We start from the raw sequence: 19,860 nt of genomic DNA, 5'->3' as shown, positions 1-19,860 counted from the left end.
AGCTTTATGGAACAGCAATCTATTCCACAATATAGCATCAGAGGTCACCAAATCTGGGGCTTCAGAGATATGGCGCATTTTTTGGATCATCTGTTTGCTGATGGCGAAACCCAGTCTGGCACACTTGTGGCAATTAATGCTGAAAAAGTGATGACCGCAGAAAATGACGAGGCATTAAATACATTGCTTGGACAAGCCGAGTACCTCTATGCAGATGGTATCAGTATTGTGCGCGCGATCCGTCGTAAATACCCACAAGCACAAGTTTCGCGTGTTGCAGGAGCCGATTTGTGGGAAGCACTCATGGAACGGGCAGGGAAAGAAGGTACCCCCGTCTTTTTAGTGGGTGGTAAGCCTGAAATTCTCGAACAAACCGAGAACAAGCTACGTGCCCAATGGAATGTGAATATTGTTGGTTCACAAAACGGTTATTTCACAGCGGAAGATCGTGAGGCACTGTTTGAACGTATTCGTGAGAGCGGCGCTAAAATTGTTACAGTTGCGATGGGTTCACCAAAGCAAGAAATCTTGATGCGTGATTGCCGTAAAGTACACCCTGATGCGCTGTATATGGGTGTTGGCGGTACTTATGATGTCTTTACAGGCCATGTGAAACGTGCGCCGAAAATTTGGCAAAATTTAGGCTTAGAATGGTTGTATCGTTTGTTATCGCAACCGACTCGTATTAAAAGGCAATTTAAGTTACTTAAATTTTTAGCTTACTACTATGGTGGCAAGCTATAATTTATTGCGTGACATGTCACGATGTATGAGTATCTCTGCGTCGTGACAATAAAATCTCTTCATTTCTGGCCTCCTACCTCAATTATTTCTATAATCCTTCAAAATTATATGCAAGATATATGCTTTTGGCTCAAATTCAGGCTTATGGCATTTTTTTCGACTAGTATAATAGTCATTATATGAATGGTTATCATGCTTATTACTACAAATATACCCGAAATCTTTCAAGTTGCAGTGTTGTTGACTACGTTCAGCTAGCCGAGTCACAGAGTTTATCTATACTCCCCGACTATCTTCACTTGTCGCCTAACTGCAACTCGAATTATTTGGAGTATATATAAGTCATAATTGATTTTTAAAGTAACGACAGGGGAATTTATGGAGAGTTCTAAACAAGGACTTCAGCGTGGGCTAGAGGCTCGTCATATTGAGCTAATCGCTCTTGGTGGAACGATCGGCGTTGGTCTATTTATGGGCTCAGCGAGTACATTAAAATGGGCAGGGCCGTCGGTTTTATTGGCTTATATTATTGCTGGGATCTTTGTATTTTTTATTATGCGCTCAATGGGCGAAATGCTTTATGTTGAGCCGGTTACAGGCTCCTTTGCTTCGTTTGGCTATAAATATTTAAGTCCTTTTTGGGGCTGCTTAACCGCATGGGGCTATTGGTTTATGTGGGTTGCCGTGGGGATTTCGGAGATCACTGCCATCGGCGTCTATGCAGAATATTGGTTCCCTGATATCCCGCAATGGGTATTTGCTTTGATAGCAGTGGCTTCTGTCGCTTTAGCGAATCTTGCTGCGGTAAGGCTATATGGCGAACTCGAGTTTTGGTTTGCGATGATCAAAGTCACCACGATTGTAGTGATGATTTTGATTGGTTTGAGCCTGATTTTCTTTGGTATCGGTAATAACTTTGAACCAATTGGCCTTGGAAATCTCACCGAGCACGGTGGTTTCTTTGCTGGTGGCTGGAAGGGCTTTTTATTTGCTTTGTGTATCGTCGTTGCATCCTATCAAGGTGTTGAGCTAGTCGGTATCACAGCTGGCGAGGCGAAAAATCCACAGGTAACATTAAAAAAAGCCATTAATAATATTTTATGGCGAATATTGATTTTCTACGTCGGGGCAATTTTTATTGTGGTGACGTTGTTTCCGTGGACGGAAGTGGGTCAACAAGGTAGCCCATTTGTACTGACCTTTGCAAAAGTCGGTATTGTCTCTGCGGCTGCGGTGATTAACTTTGTGGTATTGACTGCTGCACTGTCGGGCTGTAATAGCGGAATGTATAGCGGAGGGCGTATGCTATACGCTTTAGCGCATAATAAGCAGTTGCCTCAATCACTATTAAAACTGACGCGTAGTGGGGTTCCTGCACGCTGTGTTGGCTTTACTATTCTCTGTCTATTGGCAGGTTCGAGTCTGAATTATATTATCCCGAATCCTGAGAAAGTGTTTGTTTATGTCTATAGTGCTAGCGTGTTACCCGGTATGGTGCCTTGGATCGTGATTTTGACGAGTCAATTACGTTTTCGTCAGCAGAACAAAGACAAGCTTGCTGAGCACCCATTCAAATCAATCCTATTTCCTTGGGTGAATTATGCGACTTTGCTGTTTTTAGCTTGTGTGATTATCGGGATGGCAATTAACCCCGATACGCGTTTATCTTTGATTGTCGGTGCGATATTTTTATTGGCGGTCTCTGCACTTTATTTTCTGATCCGCGCCATTAACCGTGGTGGAAGTCAAAGTATAAACCACTCAAAATAAGGTTAGTTATTTAACATTTTCGTGATAAAGAGAGGAAATATGCTCTCTTTATCGACGAAATGAACAAAAGGCAAGCAATCGATATTTTTATTTAAAAAAGGACTAGACAGAGAGTGATTAAATCCGTACTATCCACACCCGCAACGGCGTTAAGCGCCCGTAGCTCAGCTGGATAGAGCGCTGCCCTCCGGAGGCAGAGGTCTCAGGTTCGAATCCTGTCGGGCGCGCCATTTAATTAGCGTGCTGCTACGGTTGGCAAAACAAAGTTGTATGTAGTATGATAGCAACACTTTGAATAAAGTGAAGTTATGGTGGCTATAGCTCAGTTGGTAGAGCCCTGGATTGTGATTCCAGTTGTCGTGGGTTCGAGTCCCATTAGCCACCCCATTTTTTTGTGACATTGCGAGGGTGGCGGAATTGGTAGACGCGCTAGCTTCAGGTGTTAGTGTCCTCAGGACGTGGGGGTTCAAGTCCCCCCTTTCGCACCACGAAAAGATGCAGTCAGTAAGAGTAAAGCAGTAACAATTTCGGCGAGTAGCGCAGCTTGGTAGCGCAACTGGTTTGGGACCAGTGGGTCGGAGGTTCGAATCCTCTCTCGCCGACCAAATTTAAAGAAGCCCGTCTGTTAAGACGGGCTTCTTGCTATCCCCGCTTTGCTCATCACACTTCGATCCGTAGCACTTTTCATTAAGTATGGTGGCTGCCTCTGCTACCCAAATCACATACTTATGTATGCTCATCGAGATATCTTCGCCTTGCCGCCTAGCTACAACTCGACTTGTTTAGAGTATAGCCAGTGTTGTTTCTTCAGTTAAAACCCTTTTACAATAATCAAATCAAATCAAATCAAATCAAATCAAATTAACTAACCCAACCTGCATAACCTGCCTTATCGGGTGGTGATAAATGATGATCCTAAGAGGGAGGGGAAGGTAGCTTTAAGGATACTCAATTTATAATGAAAGGCTATTAATTGCTTGTTTTTATTTGTAATTTGGTGGTGTGATTGGTTTGTGTCGTAAAATAGATACAAATTACTATATTGGTGTCTCTAAATGGAGACATTTTACTGTATGATTTATAAGAATAATTTTTTAAGTTATTTTTGATGTCTCTTAATTGAGACAGCTTTGCTAAAGAAAATTAGGGTGATCAGAAATCATCTCACATATAGCAAAGATGTGGTGGTAAAAAACGATGTGAACAGCGCGAGAGACGTGTATTTTCAGAGTAACTGTGGGTAGATAAAGCGGAATAGCACTTTTAAAAAAGTTGGCACGCATCCTGCATTATTTATTGTGTAGATGCTCATTCCACTTCTTATGATAGCAATGCTTCATAAACCAAGGAATGACGCAAGCCGATTACTGGTGCCTATTGTCCAATTTAGATGAACAAGAGCTAATCCTCTTCTCATCAACCCATGGACGTAACGTTGAGTGAGGCACCATCTGTCTGTAGACCTGATTGTATATTTACACACCTGCTAGTATTGGCAGGTGTTTTTTTTCGTCTGTATACTCGTCATACTTCAAGTTGCAGCGCCTTTCGTTAAGGTATGGTGACTACTCATTCGTGCCAGTCACATACTTTTGTATGCTCCTAGCGACAGCTCGCAATATTTAATTCTTTAATCAACCTCTTCAATAGTGCATGAAGAGGTTTCCTATTCATTAACGGTTTCTACTACAAAACCATTTGCTGAACCAGCGAGTGATGTAGGCGTAGCAAAGAATAATGAATGTAATGATGAAAACGTCTTTGTTTAGGTCAACAGTGTTAAAACCTATAATACTGATAAAAACAAAGGGAGAACAAATCAACAATAGTAGATCGAAAAATACTTGCAGGCGATTTGGTGTGGAAATTATCCAACGCCAAATAGTTTTAATTACATTCATATAGAAATCCTGATCCTAGTTAATGCATATATTATTATTTATACACTATGTGAATATTATATTACAGAGTTAGAGCGGTTTTGTTTGAAGCTAGACAACAAAGTATTGTTATTAAAAATAAACAGGTAAAATCATTATTGAGTTAATTATTCTTTTTTTGAATTATTAATGGCAGTAATTGTTATTTTTTATAATTTAAAAAGTGAGTCATTTAGTCGTGTTGATAACGATAAATGATAAGCGAAAAAAAAACTCCACGATTAAAATGGAGTTTTCAATATAACAAAATCAATTTTTATTGGTGGAGTTAAGAGCGATCTTGCTTCAACGAATGCAATAACGCCTCTTGGCGGATTTTGGCAGCATCTTCAGCCTTATGAAGCTTGTCTAATGCATCCGCTAACCAAGCTGCATCATGGGCATCGAAACGTTGAGCCAGCGCCGCTTTAAAATATGCTTCCGCAGACTCCCATTGCGCATGTTGTAGCGCTATTTGCCCCATCGTACTGTTTAATAGAGGTGTCGCACCTGATTGTTTAATCAGGTGTTTTAATACCTTCTCTAGTGATTCAGGTTTATCAGTACGTAGTCTTGGTGCCAAGAGCAGTAGACGTTCATCATATTGTTGTTTCAAGCCATCAATAATGATTTTTTCGGCGCTTGCCATATCGTCACATTCAATCAGATGTTCAGCTAAGAAAGACTGTAAAGCAGTTTCATGGCGAACTTTGCGTGGTTGCATCTTCCACCAATTTTTTAACCCTTCACTGCCATTCTCCGCGATACATTGATTCATTAATCCTTTGTAGGCTTTGAGTTTTAAGGCTTCTAGTTCATCTTCATTGTGCAGTTGCACCTTGGCCATTACAGGCAATAACTCAATCAGTGCTTGATAGGCACCTGAGCGTAGATAAGCTTGTTCTGCAAGGCGTAAAACTTCAGGGTGTCTAGGAGCTTGATCAAGTAGCTTATCAATACCTGTGCGTGCCGCATACACTTCATCTTCTGCTAATTGGATACGAACACGAGTGATATCAACAGGAAGTTGATCGCTTCCTGCAACTTCTGCGGCTCTATTGAGGTATTGATGGGTACGATGCTCATCGCCACGTTGTTGCGCAGCTTCAGCAGCCAGCAGGTAGTTGATCACAGGTTGCTGGGAGAAGTCAGCATGCTTACTCATCAGCTTTTCAACCTGATCGAAGTCACCTTCAGCCAGTTTGAGAAATGCTTTTTGTGTTTGTGAATGTGCTTTGTGGTATTTACGACCACTGACCCAGCCTTTAGTTCTTGAGGTTGTGCTCATGAAACGGCGATAGCACCAGCCAAGGAACAGCAAAATAAATTGCAGTAAAATAAAGCACAATACTAGGCTAGTCACACTCGTGGTAATGTCGTAATTATCTGTACGAATAAAAACATAACCTTGGTGTCCAGCTAATAGTGGCCCTAAAATAACGCCAGCAATGAGAACGATAAACAGTATGAGTATCTTAATCATAGTTACCCCTTCTGCTCATTGGTTGTTGTTTCCGCGGGTTGAGCTTCTGGTTTAGCTTCAGGCTCGGCGGGCGGCGTTTCATTTTCAGTCGCTTGAGCGGGTGCTTCAGCGACAGGCGTTGATGTATTTTCATCAGACTGTGATAGTAAGTTACGCACCCGTGCTTGCATCACCTTTTCCAATTTCGGTTGGCTTTCCAACGCGTCAGGCATTTCTGCATCAATTGGCTGGTTTATCAGCTCGTCAACTTCGGTTAAGAAGGCTTTGGTGGCCGGTGCATTCACATCAAAATAGGCGCGAACCCATGTTGAAACTTGCTCCAGAGATTGTTTATAGGTCTCTTCTTGATAGCGCGGTACTGCTTGTGCGGCGATCAGTAGTTGTGAGCGAATATTTTCACGTAGGTAGATATCTTGATTCGGTGCGAGTAGCGGAGCCTCTGAACCATCACGGGCACGGACTGTAATAAAGTCGTTGGTAAAACTTTTCCAACTGCGGGCTAAATTATCTTTCCAATCGGCGATATCACTAGAAACTTCCTCATCATCAACCTTAGCGTCACCACTATTGATATCATCTAGGCGTAAATTGTCGACTTCATTACTGAGTTGATTTAAACGTAAAATAATACCGTCGTAGTCGACTTGATTGATTGCTGCTAGGCTCGCGATGTCATTACCGATCGCTTTACGAATGTCGAGTAGACTTGGATCGTTCATTTCAGCGAGGCTGGAATCTGCACTTTTCAGTAAAACAGCCGCAGTAACAGGATCGTGATCATTCCACAGTTTTCTACCTGCCATTTTGACCATGAAGTCTGCTTGGGCTAATAACCAATTTTTGACATCAGAGCTGGACAGGGCATTGACATGCGCTTGCAGCTCTTGCATACGGCGATTAAGCTGAGCTTCATATTCAGTAGCGCGTGATTTAATTTCTGACTGTGAGGCAATCAATGAGTCCAAACGCTGCCTATCTGCTTTTTGTTGTTCAGCTAAATCACTTAACTGTTGCTTCAATTCATTGTTTTCATTAACAAGTTGAGCATTGCTTTGTTGAGTGAAGTAATAGATACCACCACCAATAGCAATGATAATAGCGATAGCGATAGCACTACCGATGAGACCTGAACGTTTTTTTTCCGAAGACGGTGTTGTTTGGCGGTTTTTTGGTGTATCCGCTACCGTTTCATGATTAACCGCCTCGGTGGATTTATCTTGTTCCGTCATAATTAGCATCCCATGTCGGTTGAAATTAATGCTTCCAATAAAGCATTATTATCTGCGCTATTTGCCACACAGACCTTTTGCCAGCCATCTTGGCGAGCTTGGTCTGCAATCCGTTCGCTGACAACCAATAAGCGGCGCTTAAACCACCACTCTTTTGTATTCTCAGCAATTAATTCATTTAGTAAGGCTAACATTTGACCACTACTAATCACAATATCGGTAATGTCGGCGTTAACCCATTTTTGATTAAACTCTGCTTTATCGTATTTCACAGGGTATCTGGTATAACATTCACAATACTCAACTTGTGCGCCGCGAGACCTTAGTGTCGAAGCAAGTAGCTCTCTTCCGCCATTGCCTCGTAATAATAGGGCTCGTTTACCTTCAAGAAACTGTAATTCAGGAAGGCTGAGCAGTGCTTCGCTCGTTTCGCCATGTTCAGGCCAACGAATAGTCGACCCTGTGATTTCTTCAAAATATTGGCCTGTTGAGCGGCCAATACCATAATAGGATAACTTATCTGACCAGTTGAGTCCCGCGCGCTTAAGGGTTAAATCTGCATACCAGACCGCATTTTTAGATAAAAGAAACACTAAATCGTTTTCATCGAGCTGATGAAGCCTTGATCCTAATACATCAAGCTCAGCCCCCGGTCCAATTTCAATGAGGGGGGCAGCAAAGGCTTCGCCCCCTTTTGCATGAATGGCGGCGATCAGTTCTGCGCCTGATGGCTCGGGCCGAGTGATGAGTACTCTCATTCAGGTGCATTTCCTGCATACACTTTGGCTAGAATTTCACGAGCGCCTTTATCGAGCAGCTCTTCGGCAAGTGAAATACCTGCCTGCGTTGCTTGTTCAGGGGCAATTAAACGTTCTCCTCGAACAACTTGGCTACCATCTGGGGCACCGACGAGAGCACGTAACCAAATTTGATCTGCTTGCCAAATCGCGTAGCTACCGATAGGAACTTGGCAGCCCCCTTCAAGACGCATATTCATCGCACGTTCAGCAAGAACACATACTGAAGTGTTCTGGTGATTGAGTTTTTCCAACAGGCTACGAGTGTATTGGTCATCTAAACGGCACTCAATACCGACTGCTCCTTGGCCAACGGCAGGTAGTGATTGTTCAGGTGTAAGAGCAGTACGAATTCTGTCTTCTAAACCTAAGCGCTTTAAACCTGCAACAGCCAATATGATGGCATCATATTCGCCGTTATCCAATTTTGAAAGACGAGTTCCAACGTTGCCACGCAGATCACGGATAATCAGATCAGGGCGTAACTCTCTGATTTGACATTGACGGCGTAGACTGGAAGTCCCGACGATACTCCCAGCAGGGAGTGCGTCAAGGTTAGCAAAGTGGTTTGAAACAAATGCATCACGGGGATCTTCACGTTCACAAATGGTGACTAATCCGAGCCCTTCAGGGAACTCAACCGGGACATCTTTCATTGAGTGCACCGCAATATCTGCACGTTTTTCAAGTAATGCTAATTCGAGCTCTTTAACGAAAAGGCCTTTACCGCCGACTTTTGCTAACGGAGTGTCTAAAATGATATCGCCTTTAGTCACCATAGGCACCAGTTCAACCTGTAAACCTGGATGGAGTTGCTCTAGCTTTTCTTTGACAAAGTGAGCTTGCCACATGGCTAAAGGGCTTTTACGTGTCGCAATACGGACGATATTCGTTGCTGTCATTTCGCTGCTTTCTCAGGCATTCAATGCCATAGATTAACCATACAATTATTCCTAGTTTTAACATTTTAGCGCCTAGTTTTCCAGTTAACACCGTTAAAGCTTGCTAATCATTGAGACGATTATTGATAGATAGCATCTTTTTATGAGGAATGAATGAGAGGTAAAATCATCAAAAACAGAGTAGGTCGCTAAAATTAATTTAGCTAATTGTGCTATTTTGTGAGTAAAAAAAGATCATGCTATGACCGTTTTATGGTGAAGCGTGCAAGCTTAGGTGCAATGCGAATTACGTCTATAATGAGTGCAATAAGCGCCTTTTTTGAGTCTGGAAGTAATTTGTTATTATTCCATTGATAAACAAGGGATATTTTCAGGGTATAAAAAATAAAAAGTCTTTTTATACAATATGTTGAAAATTAATTTGTATCAAAAATACACAGAGAAAATTATGTGATCTACTTTACCCTTTTGCGCCAAGGTGTTAAATTGATCACGTTTCCAACAATTCATTTGAAAAAAAATTTAAATATATCTCTATCTATTGCTAGTGGGTGCTGGGGTTTCCCAGATGTGTCGTTTAGTCATTCAAGCCAGGCGTATCCCTTGTATCTCTATATTGAAACTTTAAAACAGAGACTTGATGCGATAAACCAACTTCGGTTAGATCGCGCAACAGCGTCAATGAGTGAAACCTTTTGTAAGGTTTATAGCCTGCTGCCTGTCTTGTTTCATTATCATCACCCAATGATACCTGGCTATATAGAAGGTAATGTTCCTCACGGCGTTTGTTTCTTTACCCCTGATAATGACCAGCAAGTTTGGTTATCTCAATTTGAAAAATATCTTTCACAAGCAGATAAAGCGAATGGTGAATTACCTATTACAGGTATTTACTCGATGGGAAGTACTTCCTCAGTAGGGCAAAGCCAATGCTCAGATATTGATATTTGGGTCTGCCACCCTGCATGGCTGGATCATGAAGAAAAACGCTTATTACAGAAAAAGTGCACCCTAATAGAACAGTGGGCGGCCTCATTAGGCATTGATGTCACTGTTTTTTTAATTGATGAAAATCGTTTTCGTCATCATGCCAGTGGTCATATTGGCGGTGAAGATTGCGGTTCAACGCAGCACATCTTATTACTTGATGAATTTTACCGTACCGCGGTACGTATGGCAGGTAAAAGATTGCTGTGGGCCATGGTACCGGTTGAAGAAGAGCAACACTATGATGAATATGTCATGGCACTTTATGCTCAGGGTGTATTAACACCTAATGAGTGGCTCGACCTTGGTGGCTTGGGCGAACTCTCCGCAGCAGAATATTTCGGGGCGAGTTTATGGCAACTGTATAAAAGTGTCGACTCACCGTATAAAGCCGTTTTGAAAAGCTTATTGCTCGAATCTTATTCATGGGATTATCCGAAAGGTAAGTTGTTGGCTTTAGAATTTAAGCGCCATTTACATGCAGGTGAGATCGTCTGTTACGGTTTAGATTCCTATTGTTTAATGTTAGAGCGCGTTACCCGTTATTTAATTGAAATCAATGATACCACCCGCCTAGATTTAATTCGTCGCTGTTTTTATCTTAAAGTCTGTGAAAAACTCTCTGAAGATGATGATGCAAACACCTGCTCGGGCTGGCGTCGTGATGTGCTTTCTCAATTAGTAGAATCATGGGGCTGGGGAGCAGAACGCTTAGCAATGCTGGATTCACGTAACCAATGGAAGATTGAACGAGTTCGTGAAGCGCATAATGAGTTACTCGATACGATGATGCAAAGTTATCGTAATTTAATTCGTTTTGCTCGTCGTAATAATTTAAGTGTCAGCGCTAGCCCACAAGATATTGGGGTGTTGACCCGTAAGTTATATGCTGCATTTGAGGCCTTGCCGGGTAAAGTAACCTTAGTGAATCCCCAAATAACACCGGATCTGAGCGAGCAACATCTTACCTTTATTTATGTGCCAGCGGGTCGTGCTAATCGTAGCGGTTGGTATCTTTATAACCAAGCACCGCATATCGAAACGATTATTGGTCATCAGCCGTTAGAATATAACCGTTACTTAAACAAATTGGTTGCTTGGGCGTATTTTAATGGGTTGTTAACTGAAAATACCCAAGTGTATATGCATCATGGCAAATCTCAATGTGATGAGAAAAAATTGCTTGAGTTAATGCACGATGTATCAGGGCATTTCCCAATCCGTTTACCTGCACCAACGCCAAAAGCCTTATATAGCCCTTGTGAAATTCGTCATTTGGCGATCATTGTTAATTTAGAGAATGATCCAACCCAAATCTATTCTGATCAAGTTGTCCATTTTGACTTCAGAAAGTTGGACGTCTTTAGTTTTGGTGAAGACCAACGTTGCTTAATTGGCAGTATCGATCTTTTGTATCGTAACTCATGGAATGAAGTGAGAACGCTGCATTTTAGCGGCGAGCAATGTATGTTGGAGGCATTAAAAACCATTCTAGGTAAGATGCATCAGGACGCCGCGCCACCCGATGCGGTTGAAGTATTTTGTTATAGCGAGCACTTACGTGGCTTAGTCAGAACTCGGGTACAACAATTGGTTTCCGAATGTATTGAGTTACGTTTATCCAGTAATCGTCACGACCCTGGGCGCTTTAAGGCATTACGCATTGCAGGGCAAACATGGGGTCTGTTCTTTGAGCGTTTAAACGTCTCGGTACAGAAATTAGAAAATGCGGTTGAGTTTTATGGGGCGATTTCTCATAACAAACTGCATGGCTGGCCTGTGAAACTGAATGCAAAAGAAGAGCACCACTTACCTGCTGTCGTTGATGGTTATGCAAGTGAGGGGATCGTACAGTTTTTCTTTGAAAATACAGCGGATAACACAGGGTTCAATATTTATGTGTTAGATGAAGCGAATCGCGTTGAAATATATTCACATTGCGAAGGTTCAAAAGAAGAGCTGGTGCGGGATGTTAGCCGTTTTTACTCATCGTCTCATGACCGCTTTACTTATGGCGCTAATTTTATCAACTTTAACTTGCCTCAGTTCTACCAAATTGTGAACCAGCAAGGCAAAAACCAAGTGATACCCTTTTCAGGGGGAACTTGGCCTTTTGATATCGAAAAGGATGATGACTTAGTGGATGTAAAATCGATTGAGCCATCACCTCAACATCAAGCGCACTACTATTAATAGTTAAAAGGTGAACGGTTCACCGCTTTGAAAGGCGATGGCTTGCGCTAACATGTCCGTAAATAGCCCTCCTGAACGGTCACAGACCCAATTATTATCTTTATAATCATAATGGTAACCACCTTGCTTGGTCGCTAGCCATATTTGATGGAAAGGTTCTTGTCTGTTGATAATGATTTTACTGCCATCTTCGAAACTGAGCGTCATTACACCGCCATTTGTCTCGCAATCAATATCAGCGTCGCCATCATAGTTATCCAAATGCTCTTCAATGGATGCCATCATTGTGTCTGCAAGTTGGTGAAATTCACTGTCATTCACGGTTAAATTCCTATTTGCTCAAATAATTTGCTACATATACTCTAAATAATTCGAGGTGCAGCTAGGCGACAAGTGAACGTAGTCAACAACGCTGCAATTTGAAGTATGACGAGTATAGAAATTATAGAGGCGAATGTGGATAAGGGTCAATTAACCCGTTTTCAGGTGGTTATCATATTGTGGATAGGGAAGAAAATCGCATTTCAATTGATTAACAATAGTGATTTGCACAAGCACACCTGTTAATCTGTTAGCTATATTCAGACGTCAAAAGTTAGTGTTACAGGCGAAACATCATGAAAAAAAGTTTAGTTGGGCTATCTGCATTGATTATTTTATTGTCACTTTCAGGCTGCGGTTTAAAAGGGCCTCTTTATTTTCCACCTGAAGAACAGGCGACTCCTGCAAAAGCATCAGATGTAGAGCCTAAAGCAGCGGACAGTACGGCGGCACAATCGCCTACATCAGTATCAAATCCCCAATAAGCTGCTGCGATGGAGCGGAATATGCAATTTTCTAAAATGCATGGCTTAGGTAATGATTTTATGGTGGTAGATGGCGTTACACAAAACGTCTATTTTTCGCCTGAATTAATCAGCCGTCTCGCGGATAGGCATACAGGTGTTGGTTTCGACCAATTGTTATTGGTTGAAGCGCCTTATGATCCCGACTTAGATTTCCATTATCGTATCTTTAATGCAGATGGTAGCGAAGTTGCTCAATGTGGCAATGGTGCTCGTTGTTTTGCTCGTTTTGTACGTCTTAAAGGGCTCACCAATAAACAAAAAATTAAAGTGAGTACTCAAGCGGGCCGTATGGTTCTTACTGTGAATGATAACGATGACGTGTGTGTCAACATGGGAGAGCCTGAATTTGAGCCACAGAAAGTGCCATTTCGTGCCATTAAAGCGGAAAAAACTTATATTATTCGTGCGCTAGAACGTACAGTGTTATGTGGTGTTGTTTCAATGGGAAATCCCCACTGTGTGATCCAAGTTGAAAGTGTGCACACCGCAGAAGTCGAAATATTAGGGCCGGTATTGGAAAGCCATGAGCGCTTCCCTGAGCGGGTCAATGTTGGTTTTATGGAAGTAGTGAGTGCAAACCACATCCGTTTACGTGTTTATGAACGTGGCGCCGGTGAAACGCAGGCATGTGGTAGTGGCGCTTGTGCCGCGGTTGCGATTGGTATTCAGCAAGGAGTGTTGGCAAGTCGGGTTAAAGTTGATTTACCGGGGGGCTCACTCGATATCAGTTGGGAAGGACCGGGTACACCGTTGTATATGACTGGGCCAACTAGCCATGTCTATGATGGAGTTTTACAGCTTTAGTTATTAAGAGGTTATGATGGATAAAACGAAAATTGCATCAGAAAGCTGTCATCAATTAGATGAGCGCCAAGTGGTGCAGTACTTACAGGAACAACCTGATTTTTTTATCCGTAATGCTTCGCTCGTTGAACACCTTTTGATCCCACATGCTATACAGGGGGCGATTTCGCTCCCTGAAGCGGTAATGAACCGCCAACGTTTAAAAATCAAACAACTGGAACAAGATATTCGTTTTATGGTCGAACAGGCGCATGAAAATGGCCAGTTATTTGATGAGCTTTTATACTTAGTGATTGAAATGTCGATGGCCGAAAGCCTTAATGGGATGCTCACAGCGCTCAATCGTTGGGCGAAAAGGTTAGGCTTATCGGGGGCTTCAGTGCGTTTATTTAGTGAATGCTGGCGGCTTTCTGCCCCTTTGGATGCACAGGCACTGGTAGTATCACGCAGCGCATTCGAATCTATTCGTATTCAACGTTTTGGTGATAGAACCAATTACTTAGGCCGTTTAAATGGCCCAGAAATACAACTTTTGTTACCTGATGCACTAAATGTTGGTTCAGTTGCTGTCTCTCTGTTTGGGCATCATGGCGAGTCAGGTATGGTTATTTTTACTAGCCGCGATCGTGACCATTACCAGTCAGGCATGGGCACAGTGATGTTAGAGAAAGTCGCACAAATCTTGCCGAGGTTACTATGTCGATGGATAGAACGCCTCTAACTGCTCAGCCACAGGGGCTGATGATCCAAGTCGAATCCTTTCTACGCTATTTACATGTTGAGCGTCGGCTAAGCCCTGTCACTATTACTAATTATCGCCGCCAATTAACTACCGTTGTTGAGATGCTTAATGACATGAAAATGGCGCAGTGGCAGCAATTAGATACGGTGAAGGCGCGTAATGTTGCAGCCAAAAGCCGTCGAGCAGGGTTACAGGCGGCAAGTATGGCGTTACGTTTATCTGCTTTGCGTAGTTTTTGCGATTGGATGGTTCAACAAGGGGAGCTCCCTGCTAATCCAGTTAAGTCTGTACATGCCCCCAAAGCCAAAAAACGGCTACCAAAGAATATGGATGTCGATGAAGTGTCACAGCTTCTGAATATGGAAAGTGGTGATCCGTTGGTCGTTCGTGACCGCACAATGCTTGAGGTGATGTATGGTGCAGGGTTGCGCTTATCTGAACTGGTAGGTCTAGATGTTCGTCATTTGGATATGGCTACCGGTGAAGTGCGAGTGATGGGTAAAGGTAGCAAAGAGCGTAAGATCCCAATGGGCAAAACCGCAGTCAGCTGGCTAGAACGTTGGCTGGAAATGCGTGAACTGTATGATCCAGAAGATGATGCAGTCTTTATCTCTACACAAAGCGGTAAACGTATTTCGAATCGTAATGTACAAAAGCGTTTTGAACAGTGGGGCATCAAACAAGGGGTGAATAGCCATATCAACCCCCATAAGTTGCGACACTCGTTTGCAACACATATTCTTGAATCAAGTGGTAATTTACGCGGTGTGCAAGAGCTACTCGGTCATGCAAATTTATCCACAACACAAATCTATACACACCTTGATTTTCAGCATCTGGCAAACGTTTATGATGTAGCTCATCCCAGAGCAAAAAGGGAGAAACCCTAATGCATTTTTACCGACCGTTATCACCGATCCAAGCGATGACTTTTGACTTGGATGATACTTTATATGATAACCATCCAGTCATTGATAAAACGGAAGAAGAGGTATTACGTTTTGTCCGCGAATATGATCTGCGATTTAATCATTTTACCAATGATGACTTATATACATTCCGTAATATTGTTGCCGATCAAGAGCCTGATATTTGCCATGATATAACGCGCTGGCGTTGGTTATCATCGAAAATGATGTTTTGCCATTATGGCTATAGCCGTGAAGATGCCCAAAAAGGGGCTGATGACATCATGGCGCATTTTACTTATTGGCGAAACCAAATCGACGTTCCTCTGGAAACTCACCAAATATTGACGCAGCTGGCTGAAAAATTACCGCTGGTAGCGATCACCAATGGTAATGCAGAGCCAGATGCATGCGGGCTAGGACAATATTTCCAATTTGTCTTAAAGGCTGGTCCCGATGGTCGTTCGAAACCTTATTGTGATATGTATCGGTTGGCAGCACAAAAGTTAGAGTTAGAGCCGCACGCTATCCTTCATGTTGGCGATAATTTACTGACAGATGTTGAAGGGGCTATTCGTAGCGGTATGCAAGCTTGCTGGATCAACAGTGACAATAGAACATTGATGGAAGAAAAAGATGTGCGTTTATTGCCACATGTTGAAATTTGTCGGTTGGCTTCTTTATTGTCACTGGTATAATCATTTTTCTGTATATAAACACAGTGGTGGTATAAATATACCACCACTGTCTTGCTTTGATGGTAATTATGGACGTCTCTAATCTGCTCGAAGGTCTTAATGATAAACAGCGTGAAGCGGTTGCAGCTCCACGTACTAATCTCTTGGTTCTTGCAGGTGCAGGGAGCGGAAAAACACGTGTGCTAGTTCACCGAATTGCTTGGTTGATGGCCGTTGAACATGCATCGCCGTTCTCTATCATGGCGGTTACTTTTACCAACAAAGCTGCGGCAGAAATGCGCCATCGTATCAATCAATTGATTGGTTCAAGCGAAGGTGGCATGTGGATTGGCACTTTCCACGGGCTGGCGCATCGTTTATTACGTCAACATTATTTAGATGCGGGGCTACCACAGGATTTTCAAATTTTAGATAGCGATGACCAATACCGCTTAATTCGTCGTTTGCTTAAAGCGATGAATCTCGATGAAAAGCAATGGCCTCCACGTCAAGGCATGTGGTACATCAACGGTAAAAAAGATGAGGGGCTGCGTCCTCAACATATTGAAAGCTATGGTAATCCAGTTGAAAGCACATGGCTGAAGGTCTATCAAGCCTATCAAGAAGCATGTGATCGTGCTGGGCTGGTGGATTTTGCTGAATTACTCTTACGAGCTCATGAATTGTGGTTAAATAAACCGCATGTCTTACAGCATTATCGCGAACGTTTTACCAATATCTTAGTGGATGAGTTTCAGGATACCAACAGTATTCAGTATGCGTGGATCCGCGTTTTGGCTGGTGAAACAGGCAAAGTGATGATCGTTGGTGATGATGATCAGTCAATTTATGGTTGGCGTGGCGCACAAGTTGAAAATATTCAGCGCTTTTTAAACGATTTCCCTGGAGCAGAAACCATTCGTCTTGAGCAAAATTATCGCTCAACCAATAATATCTTGAAGGCGGCTAACGCCTTGATTGCTAATAACAGCGATCGGTTAGGTAAAAATTTATGGACAGAAGGCGGCGATGGTGAGCCAATTTCTCTCTATTGTGCCTTCAATGAATTAGATGAAGCACGCTACGTAGTGAGCCGTATTAAACAGTGGCAAGAAAATGGTGGTGCATTGCAAGATTGTGCCATGTTATATCGTAGTAACGCACAGTCACGGGTATTGGAAGAAGCGCTTATTCAGAGTGCGATGCCATACCGTATTTATGGCGGGCAACGCTTCTTCGAACGCCAAGAGATCAAAGATGCTTTATCGTATTTAAGACTCATTGCTAACCGTAATGATGATGCTTCTTTTGAGCGCGTCGTCAACACACCAACGCGTGGTATCGGCGATCGCACCTTAGATACCGTGCGCCAAACCGCCCGAGATCAGCAACTGACCCTATGGGAAAGTTGTGAATACTTATTGCGTGAGCAAGTTCTGGGCGGACGTGCGGCAGCTGCGATTGAGCGCTTTTTAGAGCTAGTTGATGCTTTAGCCAAAGAAACGCAAGAAATGCCATTGCATGTACAAGCGGATAGGGTAATTAATGACTCTGGTTTGCGCGCAATGTATGAACAAGAAAAAGGTGAGAAAGCACAGGCGCGTATCGAAAACTTGGAAGAGCTTGTCAACGCAACGCGTGACTTTAGCTATCAAGACGAAGATCAAGATTTAATGCCATTACAGGCATTCCTTTCTCATGCGGCCTTAGAATCGGGTGATGGTCAGGCAGATGTGCATCAAGATGCGGTTCAGCTAATGACACTGCACTCAGCAAAAGGTCTGGAATTCCCAATCGTATTTATTGTTGGCATGGAAGAAGGCATGTTCCCAAGCCAAATGTCGATGGATGAAAGTGGTCGTTTAGAAGAAGAGCGTCGCTTAGCTTATGTGGGGATTACGCGGGCAATGCAAAAACTCACGATCACATACGCTGAAAGCCGCCGTTTATATGGCAAAGAAGTTTACCACCGGCCGTCTCGTTTTATTGCTGAGCTACCCACAGAGTGTGTGGAAGAAGTCCGTTTACGTGCAACCGTTTCACGTCCTGTTAATCATCAGCGCCTTGGTACACCAATCATTCAGAATGACTCAGGCTATGCATTAGGTCAACGTGTCGTTCATCCTAAATTTGGTGAAGGTACGATTATAAACTTGGAAGGAAGTGGCGAACATTGTCGTTTGCAGATAGCCTTCCAAGGGCAAGGCATTAAATGGCTGGTGGCATCGTATGCGCGGCTAGAGAATGTGTAAGTCATTATATACTCTTCATATTTGAAGTTGCCGTACCTTTAGTTAAGGTATGGTGACTTAGTCTATTCACACTAGCACCCTATTTATGTAGGTCCTCTGTGGCTCACTTACTTGTCGCCTAATTGTAATCTTAATTATTTAGAGTATATAGTGGCAGGTTATTCTATTACTTTTATAAAGTAAAACATGATTATAGAAATCAAATATCGGCCACATAAATAATATTATATATTTAAAAAACATTTTTATTTATTCAAGGGGTTGAAGGTGATTTTTTGTATTTTTATTGAAAGATAATAACTATTATTTTAAATATATTAATTTGCAGATTAATATATTTGTTTGCTTGTTTTTTAAATAAAAATATAAAATGAAAATTTGTATCTAACCGGAAGTTAGATTAGCATTTATTACTGTTTTATTGATGTGACATTATATGTCTCATTGTATTATATTAATATAGTCTATAAAGGGAATAATTAGATGAATACAACAAATAGAATGGATATGATAAATAGTACTATTGAATTCAATCGTTTAGATATTACATACTTTAAAAATGAAACAATCAAATTAATTAGAGAACCATATGATAATATGGAAGCTTTGCAGTCAGAGATATTGGGTACGATAAGAAGGGCTGAACGTGATATTCGTATTTTGAACTGGAAAATGGAGAGGGTAGACCAATCTTCTGCAAAATATAAAAAATATGCATCTCGTCTTAATAAAACTAACTCAGTATTAACTGAGCTAAAAAATACCGAAAAAGAAATGGGTATTGTTAACCTTGCACAAATAGCGAGAGTTAATTTATTTAGAAAATCGATGGAGAGGGCAGATGAAAGTATAAATAATATCTTTACTGAATTTTCTAATGGTAATATTAGTTTAGATAAAATGCAGTCTGAACTAAATAATTTGAAAGATAGTATTATAGTCGAAGTGAATAGGTTGCTGCCATATAAAAAAGTCAATGAATTAATTGGTGGTAAGGCTGCCTCTGGACTTCAAGAGTTTAATGAGTATGGTGCAAAAATAAGTGCATTATATCAAGACTCTATAGCATCATTTAATGAACGTATTGATCAGTATATAGCAATTGTAAAGTTTTATGATAATGTCCCTGAAGTAACAGCATCACAAACTCAACTCACTGAACCAAATATTGGTTTAGAACAAACTGATATTCTCAATCAACAAATGTCTGCTTTTGAAAGTCAGTCTGATGGCTCAATTACATCAATTGATGAACAAATAAAACAATCCTCACCAGTAGGATATTGTCCTGGTAAAACATTAAGATGTGGGATTAATCCTACTTGTGGTGGTGGAATTACGTTTGCTTGATAGCTCTTTTTGATTATAAAGCAATCTCTATTAGGTTATAAAAAGAATGAAGTGCTTACTGTAATAGTGAGCACTTTTAATTAATTGATATCAATACTTAAGTTAAAATCGTTGAATATAGAAGAGCTAGTTATTTTCTTATAAGGCTTAGAATGTTAGATTGATTTGCAATTCTAATCCTCATGATTCAAGTTTTTAATTTTGAATTTTCCACACAGTGAAGTATAAAATCACACCGAAAAACCTTTCTCGTAT

15 protein-coding genes and 4 tRNA genes are annotated in these 19,860 nt (G+C 41.7%); 14 read left to right on the top strand and 5 right to left on the bottom strand.

Translation table 11 applies throughout. The features are described 5' to 3' along the window. Window positions 1-6: 6 nt before the first annotated feature. The 6 genes from wecG (at window position 7) to SC428_RS09150 (ending at window position 3,119) form a co-directional block, all read left to right on the top strand. A complete protein-coding gene (gene wecG, locus SC428_RS09175) occupies window positions 7-744 on the top strand; it encodes a lipopolysaccharide N-acetylmannosaminouronosyltransferase (RefSeq protein WP_318707211.1) in 738 nt (245 codons plus the stop codon). 378 nt (window positions 745-1,122) lie between these two features. Beyond that, window positions 1,123-2,514 carry a bifunctional threonine/serine APC transporter ThrP gene (gene thrP / locus SC428_RS09170; protein ID WP_140182119.1) on the top strand — a complete coding sequence of 464 codons (1,392 nt, stop codon included), beginning with the start codon at window positions 1,123-1,125 and terminating at the stop codon, window positions 2,512-2,514. 153 nt (window positions 2,515-2,667) lie between these two features. Next, window positions 2,668-2,744, top strand: a tRNA-Arg gene (locus SC428_RS09165). Between the two features lie 81 nt (window positions 2,745-2,825). Continuing rightward, window positions 2,826-2,901, top strand: a tRNA-His gene (locus tag SC428_RS09160). 15 nt (window positions 2,902-2,916) lie between these two features. Beyond that, window positions 2,917-3,002, top strand: a tRNA-Leu gene (locus SC428_RS09155). Between the two features lie 40 nt (window positions 3,003-3,042). Next, window positions 3,043-3,119 (top strand) — tRNA-Pro (locus tag SC428_RS09150). A gap of 1,603 nt (window positions 3,120-4,722) precedes the next feature. On the opposite strand, the gene hemY is transcribed toward SC428_RS09150, so the two are convergent. The 4 genes from hemY to hemC are packed head-to-tail and all read right to left on the bottom strand — an operon-like array spanning window position 4,723 to window position 8,844. Beyond that, complete coding sequence (gene hemY, locus SC428_RS09145; protein ID WP_070927854.1) at window positions 4,723-5,916, bottom strand: protoheme IX biogenesis protein HemY; 1,194 nt, start codon at window positions 5,914-5,916, stop codon at window positions 4,723-4,725. Window positions 5,917-5,918: 2 nt separating this feature from the next. Continuing rightward, window positions 5,919-7,145, bottom strand: coding sequence for a uroporphyrinogen-III C-methyltransferase (gene hemX, locus SC428_RS09140; protein ID WP_070927852.1), 1,227 nt, complete (start codon window positions 7,143-7,145; stop codon window positions 5,919-5,921). A gap of 2 nt (window positions 7,146-7,147) precedes the next feature. After that, window positions 7,148-7,903 (bottom strand): uroporphyrinogen-III synthase, encoded by a 756-nt coding sequence (locus SC428_RS09135; protein WP_070927850.1) that lies wholly within the window; start codon window positions 7,901-7,903, stop codon window positions 7,148-7,150. Then, entirely contained in the window at window positions 7,900-8,844 is a 945-nt protein-coding gene (gene hemC / locus SC428_RS09130; protein WP_318707207.1) for a hydroxymethylbilane synthase, read from the bottom strand. Before hemC ends, SC428_RS09135 begins: the two co-directional genes overlap by 4 nt. Before the next feature lie 603 nt (window positions 8,845-9,447). Here hemC and SC428_RS09125 point away from each other — a divergent pair. Beyond that, window positions 9,448-12,024 (top strand): class I adenylate cyclase, encoded by a 2,577-nt coding sequence (locus tag SC428_RS09125; RefSeq protein ID WP_070927846.1) that lies wholly within the window; start codon window positions 9,448-9,450, stop codon window positions 12,022-12,024. A gap of 3 nt (window positions 12,025-12,027) precedes the next feature. On the opposite strand, the gene cyaY is transcribed toward SC428_RS09125, so the two are convergent. Beyond that, entirely contained in the window at window positions 12,028-12,345 is a 318-nt protein-coding gene (cyaY, locus tag SC428_RS09120; RefSeq protein WP_070927845.1) for an iron donor protein CyaY, read from the bottom strand. 296 nt (window positions 12,346-12,641) lie between these two features. On the opposite strand from cyaY, the gene lptM reads away from it, so the two are divergent. The 7 genes from lptM to SC428_RS09085 all read left to right on the top strand — a co-directional run bounded on the left by lptM (window position 12,642) and on the right by SC428_RS09085 (window position 19,605). Next, the gene (gene lptM / locus SC428_RS09115) at window positions 12,642-12,830 is read left to right on the top strand and encodes an LPS translocon maturation chaperone LptM (RefSeq protein ID WP_070927843.1); all 189 of its coding nucleotides are present in this window, start codon (window positions 12,642-12,644) and stop codon (window positions 12,828-12,830) included. Window positions 12,831-12,851: 21 nt separating this feature from the next. Beyond that, window positions 12,852-13,676, top strand: a complete 825-nt coding sequence (dapF, locus tag SC428_RS09110; protein ID WP_070927841.1) for a diaminopimelate epimerase — start codon at window positions 12,852-12,854, stop codon at window positions 13,674-13,676. Window positions 13,677-13,692: 16 nt separating this feature from the next. Then, a complete protein-coding gene (locus tag SC428_RS09105) occupies window positions 13,693-14,397 on the top strand; it encodes a DUF484 domain-containing protein (RefSeq protein ID WP_070927840.1) in 705 nt (234 codons plus the stop codon). After that, the gene (gene xerC / locus SC428_RS09100) at window positions 14,379-15,308 is read left to right on the top strand and encodes a tyrosine recombinase XerC (RefSeq protein ID WP_140187573.1); all 930 of its coding nucleotides are present in this window, start codon (window positions 14,379-14,381) and stop codon (window positions 15,306-15,308) included. Before SC428_RS09105 ends, xerC begins: the two co-directional genes overlap by 19 nt. Further along, window positions 15,308-16,024, top strand: a complete 717-nt coding sequence (gene yigB / locus SC428_RS09095; RefSeq protein ID WP_070927838.1) for a 5-amino-6-(5-phospho-D-ribitylamino)uracil phosphatase YigB — start codon at window positions 15,308-15,310, stop codon at window positions 16,022-16,024. Before xerC ends, yigB begins: the two co-directional genes overlap by 1 nt. 68 nt (window positions 16,025-16,092) lie before the next feature. Then, complete coding sequence (gene uvrD, locus SC428_RS09090; protein WP_283126635.1) at window positions 16,093-18,255, top strand: DNA helicase II; 2,163 nt, start codon at window positions 16,093-16,095, stop codon at window positions 18,253-18,255. Window positions 18,256-18,738: 483 nt separating this feature from the next. Further along, a complete protein-coding gene (locus tag SC428_RS09085; protein ID WP_318707197.1) occupies window positions 18,739-19,605 on the top strand; it encodes a hypothetical protein in 867 nt (288 codons plus the stop codon). The last annotated feature ends 255 nt before the right edge of the window (window positions 19,606-19,860 follow it).

It is taken from the genome of Providencia sp. 2023EL-00965 (genome assembly GCF_033550225.1).
In the GTDB taxonomy this organism is placed as follows: Bacteria; Pseudomonadota; Gammaproteobacteria; order Enterobacterales; family Enterobacteriaceae; genus Providencia; species Providencia manganoxydans.
Note: the sequence above shows the minus strand (reverse complement) of the source record. Positions and strands in the feature narration are given on the sequence as shown.

What these genes read in the sequence shown, in the direction of transcription:
- yigB (WP_070927838.1), top strand. Translation starts at nt 15,308, where the DNA reads ATGCATTTTTACCGACCGTTATCACCGATCCAAGCGATGACTTTTGAC.
- lptM (WP_070927843.1), top strand. Translation starts at nt 12,642, where the DNA reads ATGAAAAAAAGTTTAGTTGGGCTATCTGCATTGATTATTTTATTGTCA.
- hemC (WP_318707207.1), bottom strand. Translation starts at nt 8,844, where the DNA reads ATGACAGCAACGAATATCGTCCGTATTGCGACACGTAAAAGCCCTTTA.
- uvrD (WP_283126635.1), top strand. Translation starts at nt 16,093, where the DNA reads ATGGACGTCTCTAATCTGCTCGAAGGTCTTAATGATAAACAGCGTGAA.
- SC428_RS09135 (WP_070927850.1), bottom strand. Translation starts at nt 7,903, where the DNA reads ATGAGAGTACTCATCACTCGGCCCGAGCCATCAGGCGCAGAACTGATC.
- thrP (WP_140182119.1), top strand. Translation starts at nt 1,123, where the DNA reads ATGGAGAGTTCTAAACAAGGACTTCAGCGTGGGCTAGAGGCTCGTCAT.
- hemX (WP_070927852.1), bottom strand. Translation starts at nt 7,145, where the DNA reads ATGACGGAACAAGATAAATCCACCGAGGCGGTTAATCATGAAACGGTA.
- dapF (WP_070927841.1), top strand. Translation starts at nt 12,852, where the DNA reads ATGCAATTTTCTAAAATGCATGGCTTAGGTAATGATTTTATGGTGGTA.
- wecG (WP_318707211.1), top strand. Translation starts at nt 7, where the DNA reads ATGGAACAGCAATCTATTCCACAATATAGCATCAGAGGTCACCAAATC.
- hemY (WP_070927854.1), bottom strand. Translation starts at nt 5,916, where the DNA reads ATGATTAAGATACTCATACTGTTTATCGTTCTCATTGCTGGCGTTATT.
- xerC (WP_140187573.1), top strand. Translation starts at nt 14,379, where the DNA reads ATGGATAGAACGCCTCTAACTGCTCAGCCACAGGGGCTGATGATCCAA.
- SC428_RS09085 (WP_318707197.1), top strand. Translation starts at nt 18,739, where the DNA reads ATGAATACAACAAATAGAATGGATATGATAAATAGTACTATTGAATTC.
- SC428_RS09105 (WP_070927840.1), top strand. Translation starts at nt 13,693, where the DNA reads ATGGATAAAACGAAAATTGCATCAGAAAGCTGTCATCAATTAGATGAG.